Annotated in this window: 26 protein-coding genes; 21 read left to right on the forward strand and 5 right to left on the reverse strand. The window is 71.9% G+C overall.

Annotation, left to right across the window (positions count from 1 at the left end; genetic code table 11):
• The first annotated feature begins 66 nt into the window (after positions 1-66).
• Together ASF23_RS09085 and ASF23_RS09090 are read left to right on the forward strand one after the other, a co-directional pair.
• Complete coding sequence (locus tag ASF23_RS09085; protein ID WP_055953117.1) at positions 67-384, forward strand: putative quinol monooxygenase; 318 nt, start codon at positions 67-69, stop codon at positions 382-384.
• Positions 381-911, forward strand: coding sequence for a gluconokinase (locus ASF23_RS09090; protein WP_235510843.1), 531 nt, complete (start codon positions 381-383; stop codon positions 909-911). Before ASF23_RS09085 ends, ASF23_RS09090 begins: the two co-directional genes overlap by 4 nt.
• An 85-nt stretch (positions 912-996) precedes the next feature.
• On the opposite strand, the gene ASF23_RS18675 is transcribed toward ASF23_RS09090, so the two are convergent.
• The gene (locus tag ASF23_RS18675) at positions 997-1,290 is read right to left on the reverse strand and encodes a hypothetical protein (protein WP_055952101.1); all 294 of its coding nucleotides are present in this window, start codon (positions 1,288-1,290) and stop codon (positions 997-999) included.
• A gap of 235 nt (positions 1,291-1,525) precedes the next feature.
• Between ASF23_RS18675 and ASF23_RS09100 the strand changes: the two genes are divergently transcribed.
• Positions 1,526-2,935, forward strand: coding sequence for a sensor histidine kinase (locus tag ASF23_RS09100; RefSeq protein ID WP_055952104.1), 1,410 nt, complete (start codon positions 1,526-1,528; stop codon positions 2,933-2,935).
• A complete protein-coding gene (locus ASF23_RS09105) occupies positions 2,932-3,639 on the forward strand; it encodes a response regulator (protein ID WP_055953123.1) in 708 nt (235 codons plus the stop codon). Before ASF23_RS09100 ends, ASF23_RS09105 begins: the two co-directional genes overlap by 4 nt.
• Positions 3,640-3,652: 13 nt before the next feature.
• On the opposite strand, the gene uxaC is transcribed toward ASF23_RS09105, so the two are convergent.
• Positions 3,653-5,125 (reverse strand): glucuronate isomerase, encoded by a 1,473-nt coding sequence (gene uxaC / locus ASF23_RS09110; RefSeq protein WP_055952107.1) that lies wholly within the window; start codon positions 5,123-5,125, stop codon positions 3,653-3,655.
• Between the two features lie 63 nt (positions 5,126-5,188).
• Positions 5,189-6,217, reverse strand: a complete 1,029-nt coding sequence (locus tag ASF23_RS09115; RefSeq protein ID WP_055952110.1) for a LacI family DNA-binding transcriptional regulator — start codon at positions 6,215-6,217, stop codon at positions 5,189-5,191.
• A 128-nt stretch (positions 6,218-6,345) separates the two neighbouring features.
• On the opposite strand from ASF23_RS09115, the gene ASF23_RS09120 reads away from it, so the two are divergent.
• From ASF23_RS09120 to ASF23_RS09180, 13 genes are all read left to right on the forward strand, one after another.
• Positions 6,346-7,692, forward strand: a complete 1,347-nt coding sequence (locus tag ASF23_RS09120) for an ABC transporter substrate-binding protein (RefSeq protein ID WP_082473979.1) — start codon at positions 6,346-6,348, stop codon at positions 7,690-7,692.
• Entirely contained in the window at positions 7,692-8,648 is a 957-nt protein-coding gene (locus ASF23_RS09125) for a carbohydrate ABC transporter permease (protein ID WP_055952113.1), read from the forward strand. The genes ASF23_RS09120 and ASF23_RS09125 overlap by 1 nt, the downstream gene beginning before the upstream one ends.
• Positions 8,645-9,580: a carbohydrate ABC transporter permease gene (locus tag ASF23_RS09130; RefSeq protein WP_055952116.1), complete on the forward strand. Its 936-nt coding sequence runs from the start codon at positions 8,645-8,647 to the stop codon at positions 9,578-9,580. The genes ASF23_RS09125 and ASF23_RS09130 overlap by 4 nt, the downstream gene beginning before the upstream one ends.
• Positions 9,581-9,698: 118 nt before the next feature.
• Positions 9,699-10,541: a sugar phosphate isomerase/epimerase family protein gene (locus tag ASF23_RS09135; RefSeq protein WP_055952119.1), complete on the forward strand. Its 843-nt coding sequence runs from the start codon at positions 9,699-9,701 to the stop codon at positions 10,539-10,541.
• Complete coding sequence (locus ASF23_RS09140; RefSeq protein WP_055952123.1) at positions 10,538-11,749, forward strand: Gfo/Idh/MocA family oxidoreductase; 1,212 nt, start codon at positions 10,538-10,540, stop codon at positions 11,747-11,749. Before ASF23_RS09135 ends, ASF23_RS09140 begins: the two co-directional genes overlap by 4 nt.
• Complete coding sequence (locus tag ASF23_RS09145; protein WP_055952125.1) at positions 11,746-12,606, forward strand: sugar phosphate isomerase/epimerase family protein; 861 nt, start codon at positions 11,746-11,748, stop codon at positions 12,604-12,606. The genes ASF23_RS09140 and ASF23_RS09145 overlap by 4 nt, the downstream gene beginning before the upstream one ends.
• Positions 12,603-14,000, forward strand: coding sequence for a mannitol dehydrogenase family protein (locus ASF23_RS09150; protein WP_055952128.1), 1,398 nt, complete (start codon positions 12,603-12,605; stop codon positions 13,998-14,000). The genes ASF23_RS09145 and ASF23_RS09150 overlap by 4 nt, the downstream gene beginning before the upstream one ends.
• A 95-nt stretch (positions 14,001-14,095) precedes the next feature.
• Complete coding sequence (manD, locus tag ASF23_RS09155) at positions 14,096-15,334, forward strand: D-mannonate dehydratase ManD (protein WP_055953127.1); 1,239 nt, start codon at positions 14,096-14,098, stop codon at positions 15,332-15,334.
• Positions 15,335-15,555: 221 nt separating this feature from the next.
• Entirely contained in the window at positions 15,556-16,902 is a 1,347-nt protein-coding gene (locus ASF23_RS09160) for a sensor histidine kinase (protein WP_162236744.1), read from the forward strand.
• Positions 16,899-17,621, forward strand: coding sequence for a response regulator transcription factor (locus tag ASF23_RS09165; protein WP_082473981.1), 723 nt, complete (start codon positions 16,899-16,901; stop codon positions 17,619-17,621). Before ASF23_RS09160 ends, ASF23_RS09165 begins: the two co-directional genes overlap by 4 nt.
• Before the next feature lie 14 nt (positions 17,622-17,635).
• Positions 17,636-18,214: a hypothetical protein gene (locus ASF23_RS09170; protein WP_156364417.1), complete on the forward strand. Its 579-nt coding sequence runs from the start codon at positions 17,636-17,638 to the stop codon at positions 18,212-18,214.
• Positions 18,215-18,285: 71 nt separating this feature from the next.
• Positions 18,286-18,588, forward strand: a complete 303-nt coding sequence (locus ASF23_RS09175; protein ID WP_055952137.1) for a hypothetical protein — start codon at positions 18,286-18,288, stop codon at positions 18,586-18,588.
• Positions 18,589-18,729: 141 nt separating this feature from the next.
• Positions 18,730-19,737: a hypothetical protein gene (locus ASF23_RS09180; protein ID WP_055952140.1), complete on the forward strand. Its 1,008-nt coding sequence runs from the start codon at positions 18,730-18,732 to the stop codon at positions 19,735-19,737.
• Here the strand turns inward: ASF23_RS09180 and ASF23_RS09185 are convergent.
• Together ASF23_RS09185 and ASF23_RS09190 are read right to left on the reverse strand one after the other, a co-directional pair.
• Positions 19,724-20,209, reverse strand: coding sequence for a DUF6314 family protein (locus ASF23_RS09185; protein WP_055952143.1), 486 nt, complete (start codon positions 20,207-20,209; stop codon positions 19,724-19,726). The genes ASF23_RS09180 and ASF23_RS09185 overlap by 14 nt on opposite strands.
• Complete coding sequence (locus tag ASF23_RS09190; protein ID WP_055952146.1) at positions 20,206-20,619, reverse strand: MarR family winged helix-turn-helix transcriptional regulator; 414 nt, start codon at positions 20,617-20,619, stop codon at positions 20,206-20,208. The genes ASF23_RS09185 and ASF23_RS09190 overlap by 4 nt, the downstream gene beginning before the upstream one ends.
• A 58-nt stretch (positions 20,620-20,677) precedes the next feature.
• On the opposite strand from ASF23_RS09190, the gene ASF23_RS09195 reads away from it, so the two are divergent.
• The 4 genes from ASF23_RS09195 to mfd all read left to right on the forward strand — a co-directional run bounded on the left by ASF23_RS09195 (position 20,678) and on the right by mfd (position 26,908).
• The gene (locus ASF23_RS09195; protein ID WP_055952149.1) at positions 20,678-21,448 is read left to right on the forward strand and encodes an alpha/beta fold hydrolase; all 771 of its coding nucleotides are present in this window, start codon (positions 20,678-20,680) and stop codon (positions 21,446-21,448) included.
• A 338-nt stretch (positions 21,449-21,786) separates the two neighbouring features.
• Positions 21,787-22,437: a 50S ribosomal protein L25/general stress protein Ctc gene (locus ASF23_RS09200; RefSeq protein WP_055952152.1), complete on the forward strand. Its 651-nt coding sequence runs from the start codon at positions 21,787-21,789 to the stop codon at positions 22,435-22,437.
• A 44-nt stretch (positions 22,438-22,481) separates the two neighbouring features.
• Positions 22,482-23,054, forward strand: a complete 573-nt coding sequence (gene pth / locus ASF23_RS09205) for an aminoacyl-tRNA hydrolase (RefSeq protein ID WP_082473982.1) — start codon at positions 22,482-22,484, stop codon at positions 23,052-23,054.
• Between the two features lie 173 nt (positions 23,055-23,227).
• Positions 23,228-26,908, forward strand: a complete 3,681-nt coding sequence (mfd, locus tag ASF23_RS09210; protein ID WP_055952158.1) for a transcription-repair coupling factor — start codon at positions 23,228-23,230, stop codon at positions 26,906-26,908.
• Positions 26,909-26,998: the final 90 nt, after the last annotated feature.

Raw genomic sequence — 26,998 nt, forward strand, 5'->3', positions numbered from 1 at the left:
CGCCTCGGCGTACAGGCACTGCTCAACCTGGGGACGGGCGGCCCTGACGTTCGTACTGTGGAGGACATGACCGAATTGATCGTCGTCGTCGCGACACTCCGTCCCAAGCAGGGTTCCGCCGAAGCACTCTCGGCGCTCGTCGAGCAGTACGTCCCCGTCGGGCAGCAGGACGAGGGCAACCTCCGGTACGCCCTGCACGAGGCCGGTGAGGGCATCCTCGTGATGCTCGAGCAGTGGCGGGACCAGCAGGCCCTCGAGGCGCACGGCGCGAACCCGGCCTTCACCGAGTTCTCGACCGCGGCGAAGGACCTCCTCGACGGACCCCTCGAGGTCAAGGTGCTCCGTCCGCGACCGCTCGGCGACACCGCCAAGGGCGCCCTGTGAGCGAGGCCGCGGGGTCACCCGTGCTCGTGATGGGCGTGTCCGGCTCGGGCAAGTCCACCGTCGGTGCCGCCCTCGCAGCGCACTTCGGCGACGATGCGGTGTTCATCGACGCCGACTCACTTCACCCGCAGGCGAACAAGGACAAGATGGCCGCCGGCATCCCGCTCACCGACGAGGACCGCTGGCCGTGGCTGGACATCTGCGCGGCGCGGATCGGCGAGGTGCAGGCGAGCGGCCGGCGGTGCGTCATGGCGAACTCGGCGCTGAAGCGCGTCTACCGCGATCGCCTCCGGAGCGTCGATGCGGGGCTCTTCATCGCGTTCCTGTCCGGTGACCGCGAACTCATCGCGGACCGTCAGCGGCACCGCCACCACGAGTACATGCCGCTCTCGCTGCTCGACTCGCAGTTCGCTGCGCTCGAGCCGCTGCAGGACGACGAGGCCGGAGCGACGATCCCGATCGATCACGACGTCCAGGACACCGTCGCGGAGATCGACACCGCGCTCGCGCTCGCGCCGCGCCCCTGACGGCGGCGCTCCTTCCGCGCCGCGCCCCTGACCGCGGCGCTCCTTCCGCGCCGCGCCCCTGACCGCCGCGCCCCTGACCGCGGCGCTACTTCCGCCCCAGCTCCGACAACGATGCGCGGTACTCGTCCGCGTCGATGTCCCCGCGGGCGAACCGGTCGGCGAGGACGGCCCGCGCGTCCGACCGTGCCCGCCAGTTCCCGCGGCGGAACACCCCGAAGACCAGGAACAGCACGACGACCACGACGAGGAAGAACAGCGGGAACACGAACGGGAACGGGCCGACGCCGGGCCCGGCGTGCCAGTGCTGCGCGTCGGCCGAGAACGGCCCGCCGACGAGCGCGGACGTGACGACGGGTGATGCTGCGAGTGCGGTGAACATGGTGACCTCCGAGTTGGTGTGTCGTCCACGACGGTGGTGTCGCGGTGTCGCCGTTGCGACTCGTCCAGCGTCGCCGGATCCGTCCCGTGGCGCGTCGTCCGCGAGGCCGCACTCCCGCGTACGTCGAACGGACGAGAACCGGTGCGCGGGCGCGATGACGTACGCCAGCGGGAGTAGTCCCGAAGTCCACCGCCGGTGGATGGGCACGCGCGGCACGAGTCCCTAGGCTCGGCACATGGTCACGGACGAGCGCGCGCACACCGCCCGCTGGCGGTCCGTCGTCGCGAGGGGCCGGCGGTCCGTCGTCGCGAGCGGCCGCCGGTCCGCCTCGACCGATCGGACTGGAGGCACGACCCGCCCCCGCCGCTTCGCCCGCGTCGGTCGTGTGGTCCCCGTCGCCGTCGTGCAGGTCCTCGGCACGATCGTGGCGTCACACGGAGCCGGGGCGCCCAGGTGGCGGAGCGTCGGCGGCCCGGACGGCGGCAGCGGCGTCGGCGGCCTGACCGGTGGCCCCTTCGCGGCCGACCCGCTGGTGCTCACCCCGCTCGCCGTCGTGCTCCTGGTCCTCGGCGTCGTCGTGCTCCCGTTCCGCTTCCGTGCCCCCGTGGTGGTGCTCGGCATCACCCTCGCCACCACCGTCGGCTTCGGGTTCGTGGTCAGCCCCCGCGGCCCGTTCGTCGCCGCGCTGACCATGGCGCTCGTGAACGCGGTGTTCCGCGGCCGTCGTCGGGAGGCCCTCGTCGCGGCGGCGGTCGCGTTCCTCGTGCTGCCGTGGACGGACCTGGTGACCGGTCGGACGAGTGCGCTCCCGTGGGCCGCGATGACCCTGGCGCTCGCGTGGGCGACGGCGACCATCGCGGTCGCCGAACTCGCGCGCATCCGGATCGAGCGCGCCGCCGAGGCCCGTCGAGCCCGTGCGGACGCCGAGGTCCGTCGCGCCGGCGAGGAACGCGTCCGCATCGCGCGGGAACTCCACGACTCCGTGGCGCACAACATGTCGCTCATCAACCTGCAGGCCGGGGTCGCGCTGCACCTCGGAACCGATCTGCCGGACCAGACCAGGACCTCGCTCACGAACATCCGCGATTCCAGCCGCGAGGCACTCGTCGAGCTCCGGACGATCCTCGGGGTCCTCCGGAGCGTCGACGCCGAGCAGCCTCCGGGGCGCACCCCGACGCCGGGGCTCGATCGCGTCCCCGAGCTCGTCGAACGGGCGAGGGCGGCAGGCCTCCACGTCGCGCTCGAGGTCCGCGGGCCCGTGACGGACCTGACCGGGGTCGTCGACCGGAACGGCTTCCGGATCGTGCAGGAGTCGCTGACGAACGTCATGAAGCACGCGCGGGGCAGCGATGCCAGCGTGCTGGTCGACGTCGGCGAGGACACCGTGGACATCACCGTCACGGATCACCCTCGATCCCGCGACGAGACTGCAGACGCGGCGGGCGCGGCGGGCGCGGGATCCGACCCTCGCGGGGGTGGACCGGTCGGGATCGGCGCGACCGGCAACGGACTGATCGGCATGCGCGAGCGCGCGACCGCCGTCGGTGGCTCGTTCGCGGCCGGTCCGCTCGCCGCCGGCGGATGGCAGGTGCGGGCACGGCTCCCGCGCGAGGACGCGACGCGGACCGGAGGCAGGGCACCATGACCGACGACACCGACGAACCGGCGGGGGCCGACCCCGCGAGCATCCGCGTGGTGCTCGTCGACGACCAGATGCTCATCCGCGCCGGGCTCCGGGCGCTCCTCAGCGCCGAGCTCGACATGACGGTCGTGGGCGAGGCTGCCGACGGGGAGTCCGGGGTCGCCGTCGTCAGGGCCGAGCTGCCGGACGTCGTCCTCATGGACATCCGGATGCCGGGCATGGACGGACTCACGGCCACGCAGCAGATCTCGGCCGACCCCGGGCTCGCCGACGTGCGCGTGGTCGTCCTGACCACGTTCGAGGAGGACGAATACGTGTTCGAGGCCATCCGCGGCGGCGCGAGCGGGTTCCTGGTGAAGGACACCGAGCCGGCCGAGCTGATCCGGGCGGTGCGGGCCGTCGTCGCGGGGGAGTCTCTCCTCTCACCCGGTGCGACCCGCTCCCTCGTCGAGGCCTTCGCGGCGCACTCGAAGCCGAGCGTCCTCGCACCGGAGCTCGACGCGCTGACCGACCGGGAGCGCGAGGTGATGCGGTACGTCGCCGCCGGACTCTCGAACACGGCGATCTCGGAGCGGCTCTTCATCTCCCCGGCGACGACGAAGACCCACGTCAGTCGAGCGATGATCAAGCTCTCGGCCCGGGACCGCGCGCAGCTCGTGGTGTTCGCGTACGAGACGGGCCTCGTGCAGCCCGGCTGGACCCCCTGACCCCCTCACCCCGTCAGAGCTTGAACGTGGCCCGTGGGATGTCGGAGACGATCCGCTCGGCTGTCCGGACAGCGTCCTCCTCGCTGATCTGGTGGGTCACGACGAGGTCCGCCAGGTACGCCGCATCGACCCGACGCGCCATGTCGTGCCGGGCCGGGATCGAACAGAACGCGCGGGTGTCGTCGATGAACCCGCTCGTCTTGACGAACCCCGCGGAGTCGGTGACGGCCTCGCGGTACCGCCGGATCGCCGCCGGGGTGTCGATGAACCACCACGGTGCTCCCGCGTACACGGCGGGGTAGAAGCCCGCGAGCGGCGCGACCTCGCGGGAGAACACCGTCTCGTCGACGGTGAACAGGACGATGTGGAAGCCCGCAACCGTCCCGAACGCCTCGAGCAGCGGGCGGAGCGGCTCGGTGAACGACCCGACCGCCGGCAGGTCGTGTCCGGAGTCCGGGCCGAACCGCGCGAGCGTCGGCCGGTGGTGGTTCCGGATGACACCGGCGTGCAGCTGCATGACGAGGCCGTCGTCGCAGGACATCTCCGCCCAGCGGTACAGCATGTCGTGGCGGTAGGCGACGGCGTCCGCAGCCGACACCGCGGACGGGTCCCGCAGTGCCGCGGCGTGGATCCGCTCACGATCGGCCTCGGACAGCGGTGCCGAGCCGGCGTCGATCACGCCGGTGTCGGTCGCCGTGGCACCCCGCGCGATGAAGAACTGCCGCCGGGCCCGCAGCGCGTCCAGGAGGCCTCGGTGCGTTCCGGTGTCGATGCCGGCGGCCTCACCGACGGACGCGACCGCGTGCCTCCAGGCCGGTGACGACGGGTCGAAGACCGCGTCGGCGCGGAACGTCGGGACCACGCGTCCGCGGAACGTCGGGTCCGCCGCGAGCGCGGCGTGCGCGGTGAGGTCCGACGCGGGATCGTCCGTCGTGGCGAGCACCTCGATGCCGAACCGGTCGAACAGCGCGCGCGGCCGCATCGACGGCTGCCGGAGTGCCGCGTCGAGCAGGTAATACTGCTCGTCGGCGTCCGCGGCGGACGGGGCGGTCGTCAGGCCGAAGACGTCGTGCAGCTCGGTCTCGAACCAGAACCGGACGGGCGTCCCGAGGAAGTCGTCCCAGTGCGTCGCGAGCTCCCGCCAGGCGCCGCGTCCGTCTGTGGCGCGGCCGTCGGTGGCGCGGCCTGGAGGCACGGTGCCGGATCCGTCGATCGGCATGCGACCGAGCGACTCGAGTGCGACCCCGTTCGCGTGCAGCAGGCGGAGGACGTAGTGGTCCGGCGTGATGAGGAGCGACGCGGGGTCGGCGAACGGCGCGTCGTCGAGGAGCATCTCGGCGGGCACGTGCCCGTGCGGGGAGATGATGGGTGCGTCCCGGACGTGCTCGTGGATCGTCCGTGCGACCGCCCGGGCTCCCGGGTCGACCGGGAACAGGCGGTCGGGGTGCGGTGCGAGCGGGCGTGCGGGCTCCGTCGATGACGACATCGGCGACTCCGTTCGGTCGGGGGCGGGTTGGTCGGACGTGGTGGGTGGCCGGTGCTGCTCCGGTCACACGGTGTGGACGGCCGGCGCGGGGCCGGTGGAACCGCGCACCGTGAGGTGGGTCGGCAGGACGACCGTGTCGCGCAGCTGCTCACCGTGGAGCCCGTCGTGCGGTGCGGCGTCGAGCCGGGCGAGGAGCATCGACACAGCGACCCGGCCGGCCCGTTCGATCGGCGAGGTCATCGTGGTGAGCGGCGGGTTGCAGAAGTCCGCGCCGAAGATGTCATCGCACCCGACGATGCTCATGTCCTCCGGCACCCGGACATGCCGCTCGCGGAGCCGCGTGAGCATGCCGATCGCGATGAGGTCGTTGAAGCAGATGCACGCTGTCGCACCGGCATTCACGGCAGCGTCCGCGGCGGCGGCACCCGAGTCCACGAACGGTGCGTACGGACCGACGCGCGCGACGCGGACCCCGAGACGCCGACCGGCCCCGACGAGGGCGCGCCACCGTCGCTGGTTCGACCACGACGTGTCGGGCCCCGAGACGTAGAGCACGTCGTGGTGCCCGAGCGAGACCAGGTGCTCGAGGGCCTGCTCCACGCCGCCGGGGGTGTCGATCAGCACCGACGGCACGCCGGACGGCCGGCGGTTCACGACGACGAGCGGGGTCCGTTCGGCGATCTTCGCGATCTGCACGTCGGAGAGTCGAGACGCTGTGAGCACCGCACCGTCCGCCTTGGTGGCGAGGGCGGTCAGCGCGCGCAGCTCGGCGTCCGCGGACTCCTCGGTGTCGACGAGCAGCTGCGTCCAGCCGGCGCCGGCGAGCTGGTGCTGCGTGCCACGGATCACGTCGAAGTAGAAGGGGTTCGTGATGTCCGAGACGAGCACGGCGACCGCCCGGGTACGGCCGGAGGTGAGCGCCCTGGCCTGGGAGTTCGGCACGTAGCCGAGGTCCTTCGCGGCCTGCTGGATGCGCTCCTGGGTCGCCCGGTTCACCCGGTCCGGCAGGGAGAGGGCGCGCGACACGGTCGACGGCGCCACCCCCGTGGCACGCGCGACGTCGCGGATCGTGACCTTGGCCGTCGTCGACATGACAGCACCGTAGGCGGTTCTGGCAACAAGTGGCAACCGATTGCCGCACGTTGCCACGAGCGGCACCATCGATGGCATCCCGCGCGGCGACGAGGCCGGGCGGTGGACGTCCCGAGGAGGAGACATCCATGAGGAGCAGGACCTTCATCGGCGCCGTCGCTGTCGTCGCGTTCGCCGCACTCGGACTGCAGGGCTGCGCCGTGGTCGACGGCAGCGGCGAGGACCCGGACACGCTCCGGGTGATGGTCGCGTCGAACACGACGTTCCCGAAGCAGTACACCGCGTGGCAGGACCGCATCGGCAGGGAGTTCGTGCGGGAGACCGGCGTGCGGATCCAGTGGGAGACCTACGCGTCGACGCAGGAGGAGCAGACGGACATCCAGACGTCGGTGATCTCCGGCCAGGGCCCCGACGTGTACTCACTCGGCACGACCTTCACGCCGACCGCCTACTCGACCGGGGCCTTCGTCCGCCTGACGGACGCGGACTGGGAGGCCGTCGGCGGCAAGGACCGCTTCACGCCGGCGACGCTCGGCATCTCCGGGCCGTCGTCCTCGGAGCAGATCGCCGTGCCGTTGCACTCCCGCCCCTACATGATGGCCGTGAACGAGAAGCTCCTCGCCGCGCACGGCATCACCACGATGCCGACGACGTGGGACGAGCTCACCGCGGATGCCGAGGCCACCACCGGTGACGGGACGTACGGACTGTCGATCGCCTACGCGGACGGTGCCGACCCGTGGAAGTTCATCTGGGGCATGTCCCAGAACGCCGGCAACACGATCGTCGACGGGTCCCATGCCACCGTCGACGGCCCGGCCGTGCAGAAGGCGTACGACACGTACTTCGACTGGGTGGCCGAGGACCACGTCGTGGACCCGGCATCCGTCGGGTGGAACGACGCGCAGGCACTCGCGGCCTTCGCCGACGGCAAGGCGGCCTTCTTCCCGATGACCACCGTCGGTGCCCTGCCGACGCTCGCGGCGTCGAAGGTCGCGGACGACTACTCGTTCGCCCTCCTGCCGACCGTCCCACCCGGGGCCACCGAACGACCGAGCGACGGAGTGGAGGCCGCGAGCATCCTGTCCGGGGACAACCTCGTCGTCGCGAACTACTCGAGCGAGGCGAAGCAGCGGCTCTCGTTCCGGTTCATCGAGCTCATCACGCGCGCCGACGAGCAGGAACGCTGGTTCCGGACCTTCGGCGACTTCCCGACGAACCAGCAGGCGGCGAGGACCGTCGCCGACGGCGACCCGAAGCTCGCGACGTCGCTCCAGGCGGGCACGCTCTCGAAGCCGACCGCATTCAACGGCGCCTGGGGAGACATCCAGCTCTCGCTCGTCGACGTCGTCACGCAGTCGATCCCCGGGCTGAAGGCCGGGAACGTCTCGCAAGCAGCACTGGAACAACGACTCCGGAGCGCGCAGCACGATGCGGAGGGCTCGCTCGCCCGCCAGAAGAACGGAGGCCTGTGATGGCTCTGCACGCTCCGGACGCCGGGACGCGCCCGACCGGTCGGACGGCGGCGCCGCACCCGCCGCGGAACCACGCCCCGCACCGCACCCCGCTCTCGCGGCGGCAGCGGCCCCTGTGGATGCTCCTGCCGGGCGGCGTGCTCATGCTCGTCGTCATCGTGGTGCCGCTCGTCGTCGGTGTGTTCATCGCGCTGCTCGACCTCGACCAGTACACGCTCCGCGACTGGCTCAGGGCGCCGTTCATCGGCCTCGCGAACTTCGGCGAGGCACTCACCGCGTCGCCACTCCTCCACTCCGTGTGGGTGTCCGTCTCGCTCGCGGTCGTCGTCACGGCGGTGTCGCTGCCGATCGGTGTCGCGGCCGCGGTCGCCACCCAGAACGCGTTCCGTGGACGGGCCTTCGTCCGGTCCGCGTTCCTCGTGCCGTACGTGCTCCCGCAGTTCGTCACGGCGACGGTGTTCCGCACGATGCTCCAGCCGGACGGGGTGGTGAACCACTCGCTCGGCACGGACGCGCTGTGGCTGAACGGTCCCGGGAGCTGGTGGGCGCTCTGCGGCGTGATGATCTGGATGTCGTGGCCGTTCGTGTACCTGCTGGCGCTCGCCGGTCTGCAGTCGGTCGACACCGAGGTGCACGAGGCCGCGGCGATCGACGGGGCGCTCTGGTGGGCGAAGCTCCGCTACATCGTCTTCCCGTACCTCCGCGGCCCGATGGCGCTCGCGATCATCCTCGGCGTCCTGCACGCCGTGAACGACTTCACCCTGCCGTTCGTGCTGTTCGGGGTCCCGACGCCGTCGAGCGTCGAGGTGATGCCGGTGTTGACCTACATCGCGAGCTTCCAGAGCTTCCGCTTCGGGCTCTCCGCCGCGATGGCGATCCTGTCGCTCGTCATCGTCGCCATCCCGCTCTTCGTGTACCTGAGAGTGGTCAAGCTCGACACGGGAGAGAACGCATGAGCGCCGCATCCGCCACCTCCGTCACGCTCACCGAGAGCGTCACCGTGCCGCAGGGCCGGAAACCGCACGTCCGCCGCGAGACCGACGTCACCCGACTGCTCCCGCGGTGGCTGCTGATCGTCGTCATCACGCTCCTGCTGTTGTTCATCGCACTGCCGGTGCTGTTCATCGTGTTCGGCTCGCTGAACTCCGACGTCGCCGTGGCCCGCGGTGACTTCTGGCCGTCGCAGTTCACCTGGGGCAACTACACGGACATCTGGACGACGGTGGCGCTCGGCCGCGGGCTCGTCAACAGCCTCCTGACCGCCGGGGCCGTCGCGGTCGCGAGTGCCGGGCTCGCCGTGACGACCGCGTACGTGCTCGTCCGGTTCCAGTTCCTCGGCCGGGTCACGATCCTCCGCGGACTGCTCGCGCTCCAGTCGATCCCCGGGACGCTCCTGCTCCTGCCGGTGTTCGTCGTCTTCTCGAACATCGCGTCGGCCACCGGGGTGCACATCATCGGGTCCCGCTGGGGGTTGTTCGTCACGTACCTGACGTTCGCACTGCCGTTCTCGACCTGGGTGATGGTGACGTACCTCCGCGGTCTGCCGCGCGAACTCGAGGAGGCGGCCCGCATCGACGGCGCCTCGAACGGGCGCATCCTCCGGCAGATCGTGCTGCCGTTGTCCTGGCCCGGCATCGTGGTGTCGGCGATCTTCGCGTTCCTCCTCGGCTGGAACGACGTGCTGTTCGCGTCGATCATGACGACCCCGAGCACCAGGACCATCGCCGTCGCGCTGCAGACGTTCGGTGCGACGCAGGAGGGTGGCGCGATCCCGGTCTACGGCAAGATGATGGCCGCGTCGATCATCTGCGCGCTGCCGGTCGTCGTGCTGTACCTGGTGTTCCAGCGGTACCTGGTCGGCGGGTTGACCGCCGGGTCCGTCAAGTGAGCCGGTCCTGCACAGCGGGCCGCCTCCGCCCGTTCTCCACAGACGGTCTGGAGGATCGGTGCGGGCCCGCCCCGCACCCCCAGACTGCATCCATCACCACCCGTAGGAAGGGACCCGCATGACGGACCGACTCGAATGGACACTCTCCGGCTTCGGCGACGAGATCGACGCCGACCCGGCGATCCAGGTCGCGGTGTTGCAGGCACTCGGGGCATCGGCGATCGAGGTCAGGAGCGCGTGGGGCGTCAACATCGTCGACCTCGACGAGGACCAGCTCGCGGGCCTCCACCGGATCTTCGCCGAGCGCGGGCAGACCGTGTCCGCCATCGCGTCACCGATCGGCAAGGTCGACGTCGCGTTGCCCGTGGAGCACGAGGTCGCCCGCCTGTCGCGTGCCATCGCCGCGGCACATGCCCTCGGCACGACGAACATCCGGATGTTCTCGTTCTTCCGGCAGGACTCGCAGTCGCCGGAGGACATCCGCGACGACGTCCTCGTCCGGATGCGCGCCCTCGCCGACCTCGCCGAGCGCGAGGGGGTGACGCTCCTCCACGAGAACGAGAAGGAGATCTACGGCGACGTCCCCTCGCGCGTGCTCGACATCGTCGAGAGCGTCGGCTCGAGCGCGCTCCGCCTGGCCTGGGACAACGCCAACTACGTGCAGTGCGGGGTGAAGCCGTTCACGGACGCGTGGCAGATGCTCGCCGAGCACACCGACTACCTGCAGGTCAAGGACGCCCGGTTCGCCGACGACGTCGTGGTGCCTGCGGGAGAGGGGGACGGCGAACTCCTCGAGACCGTGACGGCGTTCCGGGACCGCGGGTACACCGGGTACGCGTCCCTCGAACCCCACCTCACGGACACCTCGAGCCTCGGCGGGTTCAGCGGTCCAGCGGCCTTCGGACGTGCCGGCCGGGCCCTCCGCACCCTCACCGACCAGATCGGAGTCACCCTGCGATGACCGAGTCGTCCACACCCGCAGCACCCATCCGCCTCGCCGTCGTCGGCGCGGGGACGATCGGCCGCCACCACGCCAAGGTCGCCGTGGCGCACCCGGACCTGACGGTCGTCGCGCTCGTCGACGCCGTCCCTGCGGCCGCGACAGCCGCCGCGGACGAAGTCGAGGCAACCGGGGTACCCCGCCCGATCACGACCGAGAGCATCGACGAAGCGCTCGCTGCCACCGACATCGACCTCGTCGCGATCTGCTCGCCGTCGGGCATGCACGTCGACCTCGCGTCGGCAGCCATCGCGGCCGGCAAGCACGTCGTCATCGAGAAGCCCCTCGACACCACCATGCCGCGGGCGCGACGGATCGCGCAGCTCGCCGCGGACGCGCGTGACCGGGGGCTCGTCGTCAGCGTGATCAGCCAGCACCGCTTCGACCCGGCGTCCGTCGCGGTCGCCGAGGCAGCCCACGACGGCAGCTTCGGCACGATCACGAGCGGGCTCGCGAGCGTCTCCTGGTACCGGTCGCAGGGGTACTACGACTCCGGCGACTGGCGCGGGACGTGGGCGCTCGACGGCGGTGGGGCGGTGATGAACCAGGGCGTGCACACGGTCGACCTGCTCGTGTGGACCCTCGGCCGTCCGGTGGAGATCTCCGCGCAGACCGGACTCCTCGCGCACGGTCGCATCGAGGTCGAGGACACCGCCGTCGCGACGGTGAAGTTCGCCGGCGGCGCGCTCGGCGTCATCCACTGCACCACCGCCGCGTACCCGGGCCTCTCCGCCCGGTACCAGGTGCACGGCACACGCGGGTCGGCGATCGTCGACGACAACCGCCTGGCCTACTTCCACGCCGCACCCGACGACGCCACGGTGGCCTCGGCCGACACCACGTCGGGCGCGAACAGCGTCGCGGGCGCGGTCGACCAGAAGGACGCCGTCGTCGCGCCGGAGTTCGTCGTCGGCGGCCCGGACGAGGAGCACGCGTTCCTCGCCGGCCACGGTCGGCAGTACGACGACGTCGTCGGCGCGATCCGGGAGCACCGGCAGCCCGGCGTCTCGGTGGACGACGCGCTCCTCTCCCTGGCCACCGTCCGTGGTCTGTACGTCTCGGCGACGCTCGACCGGCCGGTCCGCATCGACGACGTGATCGACGGCGTGTACGACGACCTCGTCCCCGTCGTCGGCGGGTCCGAGACCGCCGGCGAGGGCACCCGATGAAGTTCTCCGTGTTCACCGCGTCGACGCCTGAGTGGACCCCGTCCGAGGCTGCGTCGACCCTCGCCGCGCAGGGCTGGGACGGCATCGAGTGGCGGATCATCGACCAGGCCAGCGGTCCGGACGGACCGGGGTTCTGGGCCGACAACCGTGCGACCTGGCCCTTCACGGGCCTCGAGGACTCGCTCGGCGAGATCGCCCGGATCACGGCCGAGGCGGGGCTCGCGTACTCCGGCATCGGCGGGTACCAGCTCGCGGCCGACCACGACGAGGTCCTGGCCATGCTCCGGGCGACCGCGACACTCGGGGCACGGCGGGTCCGCGTGACGATGCCCCGGACGCGGACCGGGGAGCCCTACCCGCAACTGTTCGACCGGACCCGCGCCGACCTGGAGTGGGTCGTCGACCGGGCGTCGGAGCTCGGGGTGAAAGCCCTCGTCGAGCTGCACCACACCACGATCACCGCGTCCGCGTCCGCTGCGCTGCGCCTGGTCGACGGGCTCGACCCGGACCACATCGGCGTCATCCACGACCTCGGCAACCTCGTGATCGAGGGGCAGGAGGACACCCTCGCAGCGCTGCAGATGCTCGGTCCCTACCTCGCGCACGTGCACGTCAAGAACGCCCGGTGGGTGCCGACCGGTGACGTGCGCCCCGACGGGTCGACGATCTGGGAGCACGAGTGGGCGCCACTCCGATCGGGCCAGGCGTCCGTGGCGGCGTACTTCGACGACCTCCGCGCGGTGGGGTACGACGGGTGGGTCACGGTCGAGGACTTCTCCACCGACCTCCCGCTCGAGGCCCGTACGGCCGACGACCTGGCCTACCTGCGGTCGCTCACCGCTCCGGTGTCCGCGTGAGTGCCGGCGCAGCCGGCGCGCGGCGACCCGGCATCGTCCACCTCGGGGTCGGGGCGTTCGCGCGCGCCCACCTGGCCGCGTACACGGCCGCCGCGGAGCCGGATGCCGACGGCACGCGGTGGGGGATCGTCGCATTCACCGGACGGTCGTCCGACGCCGCGGACGCGCTCACCGCGCAGGACTGCCGGTACACGCTCGTCACCCGTTCCGCGGAGGCCGACACGGCGACCACGATGGACGTGATCACGGAGGCCCACGCGGGCGCCGACGGAGCGGCCTGGAGGCACGCGGTCGCGTCACCCGAGACGGCCATCGTCACGCTGACGGTCACCGAGAACGGGTACGCGGCCGGATCCTCGGTCGCCGGGCGGCTCGTCGACGGACTGCGGGCGCGGCATGCCTCGGGAGCCGGACCACTCACGATCATGAGCCTCGACAACCTGACCGGGAACGGCTCAAGACTCCGCGAGCTCGTCCTCGACACCGTCACCGGACACCTCAGGGTGTGGGTGTCGGAGACCGTGCGGTTCCCGGACTCGATGGTCGACCGGATCACCCCCGCGACGACCGACGCCGACGTGGCCGCGGTGGCCTCGCTCGAGGGTGCCGTCCCCGATGACCGGATCCCGGTGGTCACCGAGCCGTTCAGCGAGTGGGTGATCAGCGACGACTTCGCCGGGGCCCGCCCCGCGTGGGAGACGGCGGGCGCCCGGATCGTCGCCGACGTCGGACCCTACGAGGAGCGGAAGCTCTGGCTCCTGAACGGCGCACACTCCCTGCTGGCGTACCTCGGCCCGTTGCTCGGCCACGAGACCGTCTCCGACGCCATGGCCGATCCGTTCTGTCGCGACGCCGTCGAGGACCTGTGGGACGAGGCGGAGGCCGAGCTGCGCCTCCCGGCCGCCGAGATCGCCGACGCGCGCGCCGCGCTCCGCGAGCGCTTCGCGAACCCGCGCATCCGGCACACCCTGCGGCAGATCGCCTCCGACGGCTCGAGCAAGCTGCCCGTCCGGATCGGTGCGCCGCTGGGGCGCCGGCTCGACCGCGATCCCGGTGCGGGCATCGGCGACGGTGCAGCGACCGCGATCGCAGCCTGGTGGCTGCACCTGACGACGCAGGCCGACCTCGTGCGCGATCCCGGCGCACCGGGGGACCGGGTCTCGATCCCCGACGTCCTGGCGCTCGTGCTGCCGGACCGCGACACTGGCAACGGCCCGGGCACGACCGTCACCGACACGAGTGCGCTCGCCACGGCGATCACCGCCGCCGCCGACCGTGTCCGAACCGCCGCCTCAGCACCAGCACCAGTACCAGCACCAGCACCAGCACCAGCACCAGCACCAGCACCCGCACCCGCACCCGCACCCGCACCATCCGAAGGAGCACCCGCATGACCGATGCCGACAGCGCGAACCAGTCCGACCGCGCGACCGAGGGCGACGCGCCCACGAGCGCGCGCCCGGACACCTGGGCGAGCACCGACCGCGGGCTGCTCATCGACCGGGCCGAGGTCGTCGTCACGAGCCCGGACCGGAACTTCGTGACGCTGAAGCTCACGACTGTGGACGGCGTCGTCGGTCTCGGCGACGCGACCCTGAACGGCCGGGAGCTCGCTGCCGCCGCGTACCTGTCCGAGCACGTCGTGCCGCTCATGATCGGCCGGGACTCCTCGCGCATCGAGGACACCTGGCAGTTCCTCTACCGGAGCGCGTACTGGCGCCGCGGGCCCGTGACGATGGCCGCGATCGCCGCCGTCGACATGGCGCTCTGGGACATCAAGGGCAAGGTCGCCGGGATGCCCGTGTACCAGCTCCTCGGAGGTGCGTCGCGGACCGGCCTCATGGCCTACGGGCACGCGTCGGGCAAGGAGCTCCCGGAGCTGTTCGACTCGATCCGGGCGCACCAGGAGGAGGGGTACCGCTCGATCCGCGTGCAGACCGGCGTCCCGGGGCTCGAGAGCATCTACGGGATCGCCTCGAACGTGACGACGGAGGGCAACGCCGGCGTCCGCTACGACTTCGAGCCGGCCCAGCGCGGCGCGTTCCCGGCGATGGAGGACTGGGACACCCGGGCGTACCTCCGGCACCTGCCGACCGTCTTCGAGGCCGTCCGGAACGAGTTCGGTCCGGAGCTCCCGCTGCTGCACGACGGACACCACCGCATGACGCCGCTGCAGGCCGCCAAGCTCGGCAAGTCCCTCGAGCCGTACGACCTGTTCTGGCTCGAGGACTGCACCCCGGCCGAGAACCAGGAGGCGCTCCGGCTCGTCCGCCAGCACACGACGACACCGCTCGCGATCGGCGAGGTGTTCAACACGATCTGGGACTTCAAGGACATCATCCGCGAGCAGCTCATCGACTACGTCCGCGGAGCGGTGACACACATGGGTGGCATCTCCCCGCTCAAGAAGACGGTGGACTACGCCGCGATGTACCAGATCAAGTCCGGGTTCCACGGACCGACCGACATCTCGCCGGTCGGGCTCGCGGCGCAGATGCACCTCGGGCTCGCCATCCACAACTTCGGCATCCAGGAGTACATGCAGCACGGCGACCGGACGAACAGGGTCTTCGAGCAGACGTTCACGTTCACCGACGGGTACCTGCACCCGGGGGACGAGCCGGGCCTCGGGGTGTCGCTCGACGTCGACGAGGCCGGCAAGTACCCGTACGAGCAGGCGTACCTGCCGTTCAACCGGCTCGCGGACGGCACCGTGCACGACTGGTGAGGAGCGTCGGGCTCGCCCGCCAACCCGTTCTGCGCCAGGGAGCGTCAACGCGCCGAGGGAGTCCCTGGCGCAGTTGACGCTCCCTGCTGCAGAACCCCTTCCGCGCCGCAGAACCCCTTCGGCGCCGCGGGACCCCGCGCTCGTCGGCCCGCTCATCACACGTGATGAAAACCGGTCCCGGGGCTCGGTGGTCGGGCTCGGTCGCCCCTAGCGTTGCGGACATGCACGCAGCTCTCCGACACCTCCGGCCGATGGCGGCCCCCCTCGGGGGCACCGTCTTCCTCGCGCTCTGGATCGTCGCCGAGGCCGGTCGGTCCGACCTCGGTCCGACCGTGGCGATGGTCGCGCTCCTCGCGATCGCGATCGGCCTCGCCGCCTGGATGCCCCTCACCGCCCTCGGGCTCGTCGTGGTCGTCCCGGCGCTGCAGTGCCTCGGGTTCGTGGAGCCCCCGGCCAGCACGACCTGGCCGACGTACCTCGCCATCGCGATCGTCGCCGGTGTCGTCGGCGCCCATGGTCGGGCACTGCCGCGGTACCTCGCTCTCCCGGTGATCGGGGTCGCGAGCGCACTCGCGGCCTTCGCGATGACGGTGCCGACCCTCCGTCGGCCGGACGTCTGGGGTTCCTGGACCGGATCCGGGCAGAGCCCACGCCAGGACCTCGTCGTCATCGCACTCGCACTCATCGGGGTCGGCGGCATCGCCTGGGCGATCGGCGTCGGGATCGGGAGTGCCTGGCGTGTCTCCGCCGCTCGGACCGGACTCGCCCACGCCGAACAACAGCTCGAGGAGACGTCGTTCGAACTCCGGGTCGCCGAGGACCGGGCCAGGATCGCCCGCGACGTGCACGACTCGCTCGCACACTCCCTCGCGATCGTGGTGTCCCAGGCACAGGGAGCCTCGGCCGTCGCCGTGACGGACCCGACGGCGCAGCAGGCACTCGACGACATCGCGGAGGTCGGCCGGGATGCGCTCGGTGACGTACGCCGCCTCGTGGAACGGATCCGCGAGGACGACGTCACCACGCCACGCGCGACCCTCGCCGACCTGCCGGCGCTCGTGGTGCAGATGCGCGAGGTCGGCATGGACGCGACGCTCGTCGAACTCGGCGATCCCGAGGACCTCGCCCCGTCCCAGGAGCTCGCGGTCTTCCGGATCGTGCAGGAGAGCCTCACGAACGCGCTCAAGCACGGTGGCCGGACGAGCACTGTCCGCGTGGTGCTGGAGTGGCGCGGCCCCGGACTCGCGCTGTTCGTCACGTCGACCGGGTCGACCCCGCTCGTCCCGGGTGCCGCGGCCGGCGTCGGCATCCGCGGCATGGAGGAGCGCGCACGCCTCGCCGGCGGCTGGGTCCGTGCGGCGGCCGGCGAACCGGAGTCCACGGCATCCGGACGGGAGGAACGGATCCCGTTCGTCGTCACGGCCTGGGTCCCGGGACACGCGGCCTCCGAGTCGGGCGCTCCGCGGCCGAGCGAGCTCCGCCCGAGCGAGCTCCACCCGCGCGGCGTGACCGCTGTCAGCGCCGGTGCCGGCGTCGATCCGGTCGGGGCAGCGGGGGTCGACGCGTGAGCGCACCGATCCGGGTGGCGGTCGTCGACGACCAACGGCTCTTCGCCTCCGGCATGCGCATGCTGGTCGATGCCCAGCCCGACATGGAGTGCGTCGGCACGGCCCTCGACGGGGCTGCGGGCCTGGACCTGATCCGCACGGAGCGCCCCGACGTCGTCCTCCTCGATCTCCGGATGCCGACGCTGAACGGTCTCGAGACGATGGCAGCGCTCTTCTCCGGCACCGACGGCAGGTCGAGCACCCCCGCTGCTCCGGCACCTGCTGCCGCTATTCCCCCCGCTCCGCTCGACGGTCCGCCCCGGGTCGTCGTCCTCACCACGCTCCGCCGCGACGACGCGGTCCTCGCGGCGCTCCGGGCCGGTGCCGCAGCCTTCCTGACCAAGGACGCCGCGCCCGAGATCGTGCTCGGCACCATCCGGAGCGTCGATGCCGGGTCGCCGCCGCCCACCGCGGACGAGGCCGTCGAGATCCTCCGGGCCGCAGGCATCGAGCCGGTCCGGGCCGGGAACGACGAGACGCTCGACGTGCTCTCCGTCCGCGAGCGCGAGGTGTTCCTGCTCGTCGCGAAGGGCCTGAGCAACGCGGAGATCACCGAGGCGCTGTTCCTCAGCGATGCGACCGTCAAGTCCCACGTCCGCGCGGTGCTCGCCAAGCTGGCGCTCCGCAACCGCATCCAGGTCGTCATCCTCGCCCACGAGCGCGGGCTGGTCCGCGCATGAACCCCGGAGGTCGCATGTCCTCGTTCACCACCGTCGTCCGATCCTTCCGCGGCCAGCGTGCGGGTCGGGCGGTCACGCTCGTGCTCGTCGTCGCGGGTGTCGCCGGCGTCGCCGTCTCCGGGTTGCCCGAGCGTGCCGACACCTCGATCGAGCCGACCACGCAACGCGACGTCGACACGTGGGCGATGCCCCTCGACGGGTACGTCACGCCCGCGACCGAACTCATGGACCAGGCGGAGAACCTCGGCCAGGAGTCGTGTCTCGCCGACGCCGGCGTCAGCTGGGACGTCCCGCACCGCGACCCCGACGCGCTCATCGTCCTGAGCGACTCCCGGAACACCCCGGCCCGCGGCAACGCGGCACCGGCGCTCGCGTCGACACGGCCGCTCGATGCCTCGATCGCGGGTACCACGGCGCCTCGACCGACGGGGCGAACGAGGCCGCGTGGAAGCGCTGGGCGTTCGACCCGGCCCGGAACACGGTCGACCAGGACGTCGCCGCGAAGTGCCTGTCCCGCACCCGGACGGACCTCGGCATCCGGTCTGCCGAGGGCGGGACCCAGCAGGCGGCGTCCTCGACGGCCCTCCGGCTGACGTACGTCGCCGCGATCGAGGCCCGTTCGGATGCTCCCGTCGTCCAGGCTGCGGCCCGGTGGCGTAGCTGCATGACCGAGGCCGGCGTGCACGGGGTGTCCCGTGCACCGTCCGGCATGCCGACCCGGTCCCTGCGCGATCGGTTCGGTGCGGTGATCCCGGGGACGCCGATCTCCGCCGTCGAGAAGTCGGTGGCCACCCGGGACGTCGACTGCCAGGTGTCGTCGGGCTACCGCGCCCGGCTGTACGACGCCGAGTGGAACCGGCTCGTCCACGTGACGGCGTCGGACGCCGCGACGCTCTCGAGAGCTCGGACCGACATGCCCGAGGTCACCGACCGGCTCCGGTCCGACGTCGCATCGCTGCAGCGCTGACCGTTGTCGGGGCAGATGCTCCACCGTCGGGGCTGACGCTCCACCGTCGGGGCTGACGCTCCACCGTCGGGGCCGACGCTCCACCGTCGGTCAGACGCGTCACCGTCGGGCAGACGCGCCACCATCGGGCAGAATCTGGGCATGGCGGAGGACCTGGCGGGTGTCGCGCGGCGGCTCCTCGCGGTGCGCCCCGAGGACTTCGTCGCCGCGCGGACGGCAGCGGTCCGTGATGCCAGGGCAGTCGACCGTGACCGAGCCGGCCTGATCGGGGCCCTCCGGAAGCCCGCACCGGCCGCCTGGGTGATCGACCTGCTCGCGGCCGAGGGTGCCCTCGACGACGCCGTCGACCTCGGGCCGCGGCTCCGCGACGCGCAGGCCGGTGCCGATCCCCGTGCCATCCGCGGGCTCAGGACCGAACGACGTGCGCTCGTCGAGTCGCTCGTGCAGACCGGGGCGGAACTCGCCGAGGACGCGGGCCACGTGGTCACCGCGGCAGTCCGTGCGCAGGTCGCGGCGACGATCGAGGCGGGGATGGCGGATCCGTGGGCGGGGACGGCGATCCGGTCCGGGCTGCTCGTCCGCCCGCTCGAGTCCGTCGGGTTCGACCGGGTCGACCTCGGGGGCGCGATCGCCGTCCCCGGCGCGGTCGACCTCCCGGCGCCCGATGACGACGCGTCCGACGACGACGGGCCCGACGACGACGCGTCCGACGACGACGCGCCCGACGACGACGCGCCCGCCGACGACGCGCCCGCGGTGCCGGACCCGCCCCGTGGCGGACGTGGCCGGTCGACGGGGGCGAGCCGCGCCTCCCGTCCGGACGCCGGTGGACGCGCGCCGACCTCGGCTGCCGACCGGACGACGGACCGCGCCGCGCGGCAGGAGCGCGATTCGGAGCGCGCCGCACGGCGGCGACGCGACGCCGACCGTGCCGCGCGCGCCGAGCAGGAGCGCGTGGATGGCGAGCGGCGGGAGCGGCTCGCCCGGGCGGACCGCGACGAGACCACAGCCAGGTCCCGCGCCGAGGCCGCGGACGCGGCGGCCGCCGACCTGGAGCGGCAGCTGCGCGCGGCGGTCGGAGCCGCGAACGCCGCACACGCCGACCTCGCCGCCGCCGTCGCCGCGCGCGAGGAGCTCACGGACGGGTGAGGCGACTCTCCATCCGGTAGTCCTTGGCCGGGCCCGTGGCCTCCCAGACGACGGACCACGCTGCGGGGGAGCCGTCCACGAACCCGCGGTACACGTCCGGTGCGCAGTCGTGCACGACCTCGGTCCCCGGTCGCCACGGATGGAACTCCCGACCGTCGGCGAACCGGACCATCCAGCCGTCCGCTCCCTCGTCCGTCACGACGAGCGTCCGTGACACCGGCACGCTCCCGCCCGACCACGTCATCGTGCCCGACTCCTCCCACAGCACACGACCGTCGTGGACCGAGGTCAGGGTCGTCGTCCCGGCGACCACCCGTGTGTCTCCGGCAGTCCGGTCCACCACGGTCCGGGCGAGCGTCCACGCTCCGAGCACGTCCGTCGGCCGGAACGCGGGCACGTCGGCGCCCCCGGTCCTCTGGGCGCTCCCGGCACTCCCGGTGCTCTCGGCATTCCCGGCGCCCCCGGTGCTCACGCGTCCGCCGTCAGTTCGCCGAGCAGCGCCATGAGCGTCGCGCGCTGTGACGCGTCGAGCGGGGCGAACAGACCGTCGAGGACGTTCGCCGCGACCGCGTGTCCGGCACCGAGCAGGGCGCGGCCGTCGTCGGAGAGCCGGTGCTCGATCCGCCGTCCCCGCCCCGCCGACCGGACCACCAGCCCCCGGTCGACGAGCCGGTTCGCGAGGGTCCCGAACGCCTGGTCGCTCTGGAACGTCGCGAGCGCGAGGTCGTGCGCCGACGCCCCGGGCATGCGCTCGACGGCGCGGAGGGCGTCCCACTGCACGAGCGTGATGCCGACCCCGCGAAGCGCGACGTCCATCGTGCGGTGGTTGCGGTACTGCGCGCGCTTGACGGCCAGGCCGAGGGCTTCGAGATCGGTCGACATGGTGCTACGGTATCAACAGACGTATATAAACATGTTTAGTCAAACCACTGAGGAGCCCATGACCATCACCGTCCCCATCGTCGAGACCGGACCGACGGCAGCGGCAGCCGGCGCCACGCCCCCACGGACCGCGGTCGTCCTGCACGGCGGGGGCGGCCCCCGGACCGTGGCGCCCCTCGTCGGACACCTCGCGGCGAGCATGCACGTGCTCGCGCCGACGCACCCGGGGTGGGACGGCACGGCCCGTCCCGAGTCCATCACCTCCGTCCGGGCGCTCGCGACCGCCTACCTCGACCTGCTCGCCGAGCGCGGGGAGCGGGACGTCGTCCTCGTCGGGTCGTCGATCGGCGGGTGGCTCGCGCTCGAGATGGCGCTGCAGGCCGCCGGGGGCTCGCGGTACGCGGGTGTCGTCGGGGCCGTCGTCGACATCGACGGGGTCGGTGCCGTGGTCGAGGGGGAGCCCCTCGCCGACTTCTTCGCGCTCGACGCCCGCGGGCTCGCCGAGGCCGCGTGGCACGACCCGGACCGCGGGTACGTCGACCCCGCCGGACTCACCGAGGCACAGCGCGCGGTCCAGCAGGGCAACGGCCGGACCATGGCCGCGATCGCCGGCGACGACCCGGAGCTCCTCGGACGCCTCGGCGGGGTGGACGTCCCGGTCCTCGTGCTGTGGGGTGCGAGCGACCGGATCGGCACCCCGGCGTACGGCCGCGTCGTCGCTGGGGCGATCCCCGGCGCCCGGTTCGAGGTCGTCGAGCGGGCCGGACACCTGCCGCACCTCGAGCGCCCCGACGCCACGTTCGAGGTCATCGACGCCTTCCTGTCCTGACCGCCCTGCCCGGCCCCGCCTCGCCCCGGCTCGAGAGGTCTCATGTGTGACTCCTCGACGGTCGAGCAGTCGCACATGGGACCTCTCGTCGGCAGGACGCCGCGACCGGCAGTCGGACTGGAGGCACGGTGCCAGACCGCGCCGTCCCTCCCTGCCGGCATGCGGTACAGTTGACGACTGGACTTCGGCGAGGGTCGTGCGTGAGCGCGGCCGTGATCGACGCGGTAGGGAGAACCGGCCCAGTACTGGGAGCTTTCCTCGCGCTGTCATGCGTTCGAGTTGACACACCACTGACCGATCGGCGACCTCCACGGGTCGTCCCCACAGGAGGCACCACCATGGCCGACGACAACAAGCTCTCCGTAGAGCTCCGCACCAAGTTCGGGAAGGGCGCCGCGCGCAAGATCCGCGCCGCCGACAAGATCCCCGCCGTCATCTACGGACACGGCACCGAGCCGAAGCACGTCTCGCTGCCCGGCCACGAGACGATGCTCGTCGTCCGCAAGGCGAACGCGATCATCGACCTCGACATCGAGGGCACCTCGGAGCTCGCACTCGTCAAGGACGTCCAGCGCGACCCGGTGCGCCAGATCATCGAGCACATCGACCTCGTGGTCGTCCGCCGCGGCGAGAAGGTCACCGTCGACGTCCCCGTGCACGTCGAGGGCGAGTCCTTCGCCGGCACGATCCACGTGCAGGAGGAGTCGTCCCTGTCGCTCCTCGTCGACGCGACCCAGATCCCGGAGCGCCTCGTCGTCGACGTCGAGGGCCTCGAGGACGGCTCGCAGATCCACGCCGGCGAGATCACCCTGCCGGACGGCGCCGAGCTCGAGACCGACGCCGAGGCGCTCGTCGTCTCGATCGTCACCCCGCGCGGCACTGCCGACGACGACGCCGCGGACGAGGCCTCGCTCGAGGCCGGTGCCGAAGCCGGTGCCGAGGGCGAAGCGAACGAGCCCGGCTCGGGCGACTCGGACTCGAACGAGTAACACTCCTCGACGAGACTGTCTGGCTGACGTTCGTGGCTGATCGCATGCTGCTCGTGGTCGGGCTCGGGAACCCCGGGCCCGACTACGCCGGCAATCGCCACAACGTCGGCCAGATGGTGCTCGACGAACTCGGCTCCCGCATCGGCGCCGCGTTCAAGAAGCACAAGACCCCCGCGCTCGTCGCCGAGGGGCGGACGACACCGGGCGGACCGCGGCTCGTCCTCGCGAAACCCGCGTCGTTCATGAACACCTCGGGTGGCCCCGTCGCCGCCCTGCTGAACTTCTACAGCCTGACCCCCGCCGACCTCGTCGTGGTGCACGACGAGCTCGACCTGCCGTTCGACACGCTCCGACTCAAGGGGAACGGCGGCCACGGCGGGCACAACGGCCTCCGCGACATCATCAAGGCATCCGGCACGAACGAGTTCGCCCGGGTCCGGGTCGGCATCGGTCGCCCGCCCGGTCGTCAGGACGCGGCGGACTTCGTGCTCCGCGACTTCACCCCCACCGAGAAGAAGTCGCTGCCGATCCTCCTCGCCGAGGCGGCCGATGCCGTCGAGGCGATCGCGACGGACGGCCTCGTCGCCGCGCAGCAGCGCTTCCACGCCCCGGCCTGACGCCCCACCCCCTCCGCAAAACACCAAGTTGGCGGCTCGGCGCAGAGATACAACTCTGCGAGAAGCGGCCAAGGTGGCGTTCCGCGAGCGCGGCCTGACGGACTGGAGGCGCGGTGCCAGGCCGCACCGTCCCTCCCGTCCGCCTGTCGGTGGCGGCCGGTACCATTGCAACAGTGACGATCTCGGGCATCATCCCTGCGCTCTCGCGCGCCTCCGCGTTCGATCGCGTCCTGCGCGCCGCAGCGCGCGACGCCGACTTCTCGGTGGTCGACGGCCTCCGGGTCCCACTCCTGGCAGCTCTCCTCGCGGAGCGGAACGGTCCGCAGTGCGCGTTCGTCATCACGGCGACGGGTCGTGAGGCCGAGGCCGTCCGCGACGCGGTGCACTGCTACGCACCCGACGCCGACGTCCTCGAGTTCCCGGCGTGGGAGACCCTGCCGCACGAGCGCCTCAGTCCGAGCGCGCAGACCGTCGGCACACGGATCGCGACCCTCCGTCGGATGGCGGACTTCCAGGCGGCGATGGACGCGGTCGCCGCGGGCGGTCCCGGGGCCGAGCCGCCGCGTTCGATCATCGTCGTCGCGAGCGTCCGTGCCGCGCTCCAGCCGATCGCCGACAACCTCACCGCGCTCGCACCGCTGGTCCTCCGCACCAACTCGCGCGGGAACGACCTGACGGACCTCGCCGGGCAGCTCGTCGACCTCGCGTACGCCCGAGTCGACCTCGTGTCGCGCCGCGGGGAGTTCGCCGTCCGCGGTGGCATCCTCGACGTCTTCCCACCGACCGCCGACCACCCGGTCCGCGTCGACTTCTTCGGCGACGAGATCGACGGCATCAAGGCCTTCAGCGTGGCCGACCAGCGCTCCACCGACGACGACATCGGCGAGGTGACGCTCACCGCCAGCCGCGAACTGCTCCTCTCCGAGGGCGTCCGGCAGCGCGCGCGCGAGATGCTGCACGAGTTCCCGAACCTCGGGCAGATGCTCGCCAAGGTCGCCGAGGGGATCCCGGTCGAGGGCATGGAGTCCCTCGCCCCGGCGCTCGTCGAGAACCTCGTTCCGGTCACGCACTACCTGCCGACCTCCGCGAGCGTCGCGGTGTTCTCGCCCGAACGGGTGATCGCCCGCGCGAAGAGCCTCGCGGACACCAACCAGGAGTTCCTGCAGGCCGCGTGGAGTGCCGCGGTCGCCGGGGCCCAGGCACCCATCGATCTCGACGCCGGCAACTTCCTGTCCCTCGGGGCGCTCAAGGCCACCCGCGGCGACCGCATCTGGTGGTCGGTGTCGCCGTTCGACTCCGGGGCCGACCTCGAGCCCGCCGCGGGCGCGGGGGAGTCCGGGGCGGACGATGCCGAGCAGCAGGCGCACCGCGCGCAGGACGCCATCGAGCGCGCCGTCGAGTCCGCCGGCGACTACATCCGGGTCCCCGCGGTCTCCGTCCCGAGCTTCGCCGGCAGCGCCGACGGTGCTGTCGACCACGTCGTCGACCTCGCGAAGGACGGCTGGGCGGTCGTCGTCACGGCGCAGGGCACCGGGCTCGTCGACCGCGCCGTGCAGGTGCTCGTCGACGCCGGAGCCGACGCGCGCGCCGAGGCCGTCACCGAGCCGCCGCAGCCGGGGGTGGTCCTCGTCACGACCGCAAGCGTCGAGCACGGGTTCGCCCTGTCCGACCCGCGGATCCTCGTGCTCAGCGAGGCGGAGTTCTACGGGCGGACCGCGCAGCAGGGCGCCCGCCAGGTCAAGAAGCTCGCGAGCCGCCGCAAGAACGTCGTCGACCCGATGCAGCTCAAGGCGGGCGACGTCGTCGTGCACACCACGCACGGCATCGGCAAGTTCCTCGAGCTCACCTCGCGCGAGGTCAGCTCGGGCGGCCGGAACGCGGTCAAGACGAGCCGCGAGTACCTCGTGCTCGAGTACGCGCCGTCGAAGCGCGGGTACCCGGGCGACAAGCTCTACGTCCCGACCGACCAGCTCGACCAGCTGTCCCGGTACGTCGGCGGCGAGGCTCCGTCGCTGTCCAAGATGGGCGGCAGCGACTGGGCGGCGGCCAAGGGCAAGGCGCGGAAGGCCGTGCGCGACATCGCTGTCGAGCTCGTCAAGCTCTACTCCGCACGGATGGCGTCGAAAGGCCATGCGTTCGGCCCGGACACCCCGTGGCAGCGCGAACTCGAAGAGGCGTTCCCGTTCGCGGAGACGCCCGACCAGCTCACCACGATCGACGAGATCAAGGCCGACATGGAGCGGCCGATCCCGATGGACCGCCTGCTCTCCGGCGACGTCGGGTACGGCAAGACCGAGGTGGCGATCCGCGCGGCGTTCAAGGCCGTGCAGGACGGCAAGCAGGTCGCGATGCTCGTGCCGACGACGCTGCTCGTCCGTCAGCACATGGAGACGTTCCAGGAGCGATTCGCTGGCTTCCCGGTGCACCTGCGGGCGCTCAGTCGCTTCCAGACGGAGAAGGAGTCGAAGGAGACCATGAAGGGGCTCCTCGACGGCACGGTCGACATCGTCATCGGCACGCACCGGATCCTCTCGCAGGGCGTGCAGTTCAAGGACGTCGGGCTCGTCATCATCGACGAGGAGCAGCGGTTCGGGGTCGAGCACAAGGACCAGCTCAAGAAGCTCAAGACGAACGTCGACGTCCTCGCGATGAGCGCCACGCCGATCCCTCGGTCACTGGAGATGGCGGTGACGGGCATCCGCGAGATGTCGACGCTCGCCACGCCGCCCGAGGACCGGCACCCGATCCTGACCTTCGTCGGTCCGCAGTCGGACATGCAGGTGGCTGCGGCGATCCGTCGGGAGCTCCTGCGCGAGGGCCAGGTGTTCTACGTGCACAACCGCGTCAAGGACATCCAGGGCGTCGCGGCGCACCTCGCCGAGCTCATCCCCGAGGCACGCATCGCGGTCGCGCACGGACAGATGGCCGAGACGACACTCGAGCAGGTCATGGTGGACTTCTGGGAGCGTCGCTTCGACGTGCTCGTGTCGACGACGATCATCGAGACCGGCCTCGACATCGCGAACGCGAACACGCTGATCATCGACCGCGCCGACAAGTACGGGCTCTCGCAGCTGCACCAGCTCCGCGGTCGTGTCGGGCGTGGTCGTGAACGCGGCTACGCGTACTTCCTCTACGACGCCGACAAGCCGCTGTCCGAGACCGCGCAGGACCGCCTCGAGACCATCGCTGCGAACAACGAGCTCGGTGCGGGCATGCAGGTCGCGCTCAAGGACCTCGAGATCCGCGGTGCCGGGAACCTGCTCGGCGGCGAGCAGTCCGGGCACATCGCGGGGGTCGGCTTCGACCTGTACCTCCGGATGATCGGCGAGGCGGTCGGGCAGTTCCGCGGCGACGTGGCCGAGGGGCAGACCGAGCTGCGGCTCGAGCTGCCCGTCGATGCACGCATCCCCGAGGAGTACGTCGAGAGTGAGCGGCTCCGGCTCGAGGCCTACCAGAAGCTCTCCGCGGCGTCCTCGCCGTCGTCGCAGGAGAACGCGATCGCCATGGTCCTCGACGAGCTCACCGACCGGTACGGCGCGCCGCCGCAGCCCGTGTCGACGCTCATCGAGGTGTCCAAGCTCCGCCGGATGGCCCAGCAGGTCGGGTTGAGCGACGTCGTCGTGATGGGGTCGAACCTCCGCGTGTCGGGCAAGGAGCTCGCGGACTCGATGCAGGTGCGACTCACGCGGATGTTCCAGGGCGCGAGGTGGTTCGCGCAGCAGAACGCCACGAGCATCCCGATGCCCCGTCCGCACGGCGAGCCGCTGCCCGACGCCGAGCTGATCCTCTGGGTCGAGGGCATCCTCACCGCGATCTACGGTGCGACGGTGCCGGAGGCTGCTACGGCCTAGCCGTCCGCAAGACACCAACTCGGCCGCTTCTCGCAGGGGTATGTCTCTGCGAGAAGCGGCCGAGGTTGCGTTTCGCGGGGGCGACGGGCG

The sequence above is a fragment of the Curtobacterium sp. Leaf261 genome (genome assembly GCF_001422205.1).
GTDB lineage: Bacteria > Actinomycetota > Actinomycetes > Actinomycetales > Microbacteriaceae > Curtobacterium.

Bases quoted from the DNA above. Each gene is read 5' to 3' on its own strand.
- ASF23_RS09200 (WP_055952152.1), top strand. From the start codon at position 21,787: ATGGCCGACGACAACAAGCTCTCCGTAGAGCTCCGCACCAAGTTCGGG.
- ASF23_RS09105 (WP_055953123.1), top strand. From the start codon at position 2,932: ATGACCGACGACACCGACGAACCGGCGGGGGCCGACCCCGCGAGCATC.
- ASF23_RS09100 (WP_055952104.1), top strand. From the start codon at position 1,526: ATGGTCACGGACGAGCGCGCGCACACCGCCCGCTGGCGGTCCGTCGTC.
- ASF23_RS09145 (WP_055952125.1), top strand. From the start codon at position 11,746: ATGAAGTTCTCCGTGTTCACCGCGTCGACGCCTGAGTGGACCCCGTCC.
- uxaC (WP_055952107.1), bottom strand. From the start codon at position 5,125: ATGTCGTCATCGACGGAGCCCGCACGCCCGCTCGCACCGCACCCCGAC.
- ASF23_RS09125 (WP_055952113.1), top strand. From the start codon at position 7,692: ATGGCTCTGCACGCTCCGGACGCCGGGACGCGCCCGACCGGTCGGACG.
- ASF23_RS09115 (WP_055952110.1), bottom strand. From the start codon at position 6,217: ATGTCGACGACGGCCAAGGTCACGATCCGCGACGTCGCGCGTGCCACG.
- ASF23_RS09180 (WP_055952140.1), top strand. From the start codon at position 18,730: ATGGCGGAGGACCTGGCGGGTGTCGCGCGGCGGCTCCTCGCGGTGCGC.
- ASF23_RS09135 (WP_055952119.1), top strand. From the start codon at position 9,699: ATGACGGACCGACTCGAATGGACACTCTCCGGCTTCGGCGACGAGATC.
- ASF23_RS09120 (WP_082473979.1), top strand. From the start codon at position 6,346: ATGAGGAGCAGGACCTTCATCGGCGCCGTCGCTGTCGTCGCGTTCGCC.
- ASF23_RS09170 (WP_156364417.1), top strand. From the start codon at position 17,636: ATGTCCTCGTTCACCACCGTCGTCCGATCCTTCCGCGGCCAGCGTGCG.
- ASF23_RS18675 (WP_055952101.1), bottom strand. From the start codon at position 1,290: ATGTTCACCGCACTCGCAGCATCACCCGTCGTCACGTCCGCGCTCGTC.
- ASF23_RS09085 (WP_055953117.1), top strand. From the start codon at position 67: ATGACCGAATTGATCGTCGTCGTCGCGACACTCCGTCCCAAGCAGGGT.
- ASF23_RS09140 (WP_055952123.1), top strand. From the start codon at position 10,538: ATGACCGAGTCGTCCACACCCGCAGCACCCATCCGCCTCGCCGTCGTC.
- pth (WP_082473982.1), top strand. From the start codon at position 22,482: ATGCTGCTCGTGGTCGGGCTCGGGAACCCCGGGCCCGACTACGCCGGC.
- ASF23_RS09195 (WP_055952149.1), top strand. From the start codon at position 20,678: ATGACCATCACCGTCCCCATCGTCGAGACCGGACCGACGGCAGCGGCA.
- ASF23_RS09130 (WP_055952116.1), top strand. From the start codon at position 8,645: ATGAGCGCCGCATCCGCCACCTCCGTCACGCTCACCGAGAGCGTCACC.
- ASF23_RS09190 (WP_055952146.1), bottom strand. From the start codon at position 20,619: ATGTCGACCGATCTCGAAGCCCTCGGCCTGGCCGTCAAGCGCGCGCAG.
- ASF23_RS09175 (WP_055952137.1), top strand. From the start codon at position 18,286: ATGACCGAGGCCGGCGTGCACGGGGTGTCCCGTGCACCGTCCGGCATG.
- ASF23_RS09160 (WP_162236744.1), top strand. From the start codon at position 15,556: ATGCACGCAGCTCTCCGACACCTCCGGCCGATGGCGGCCCCCCTCGGG.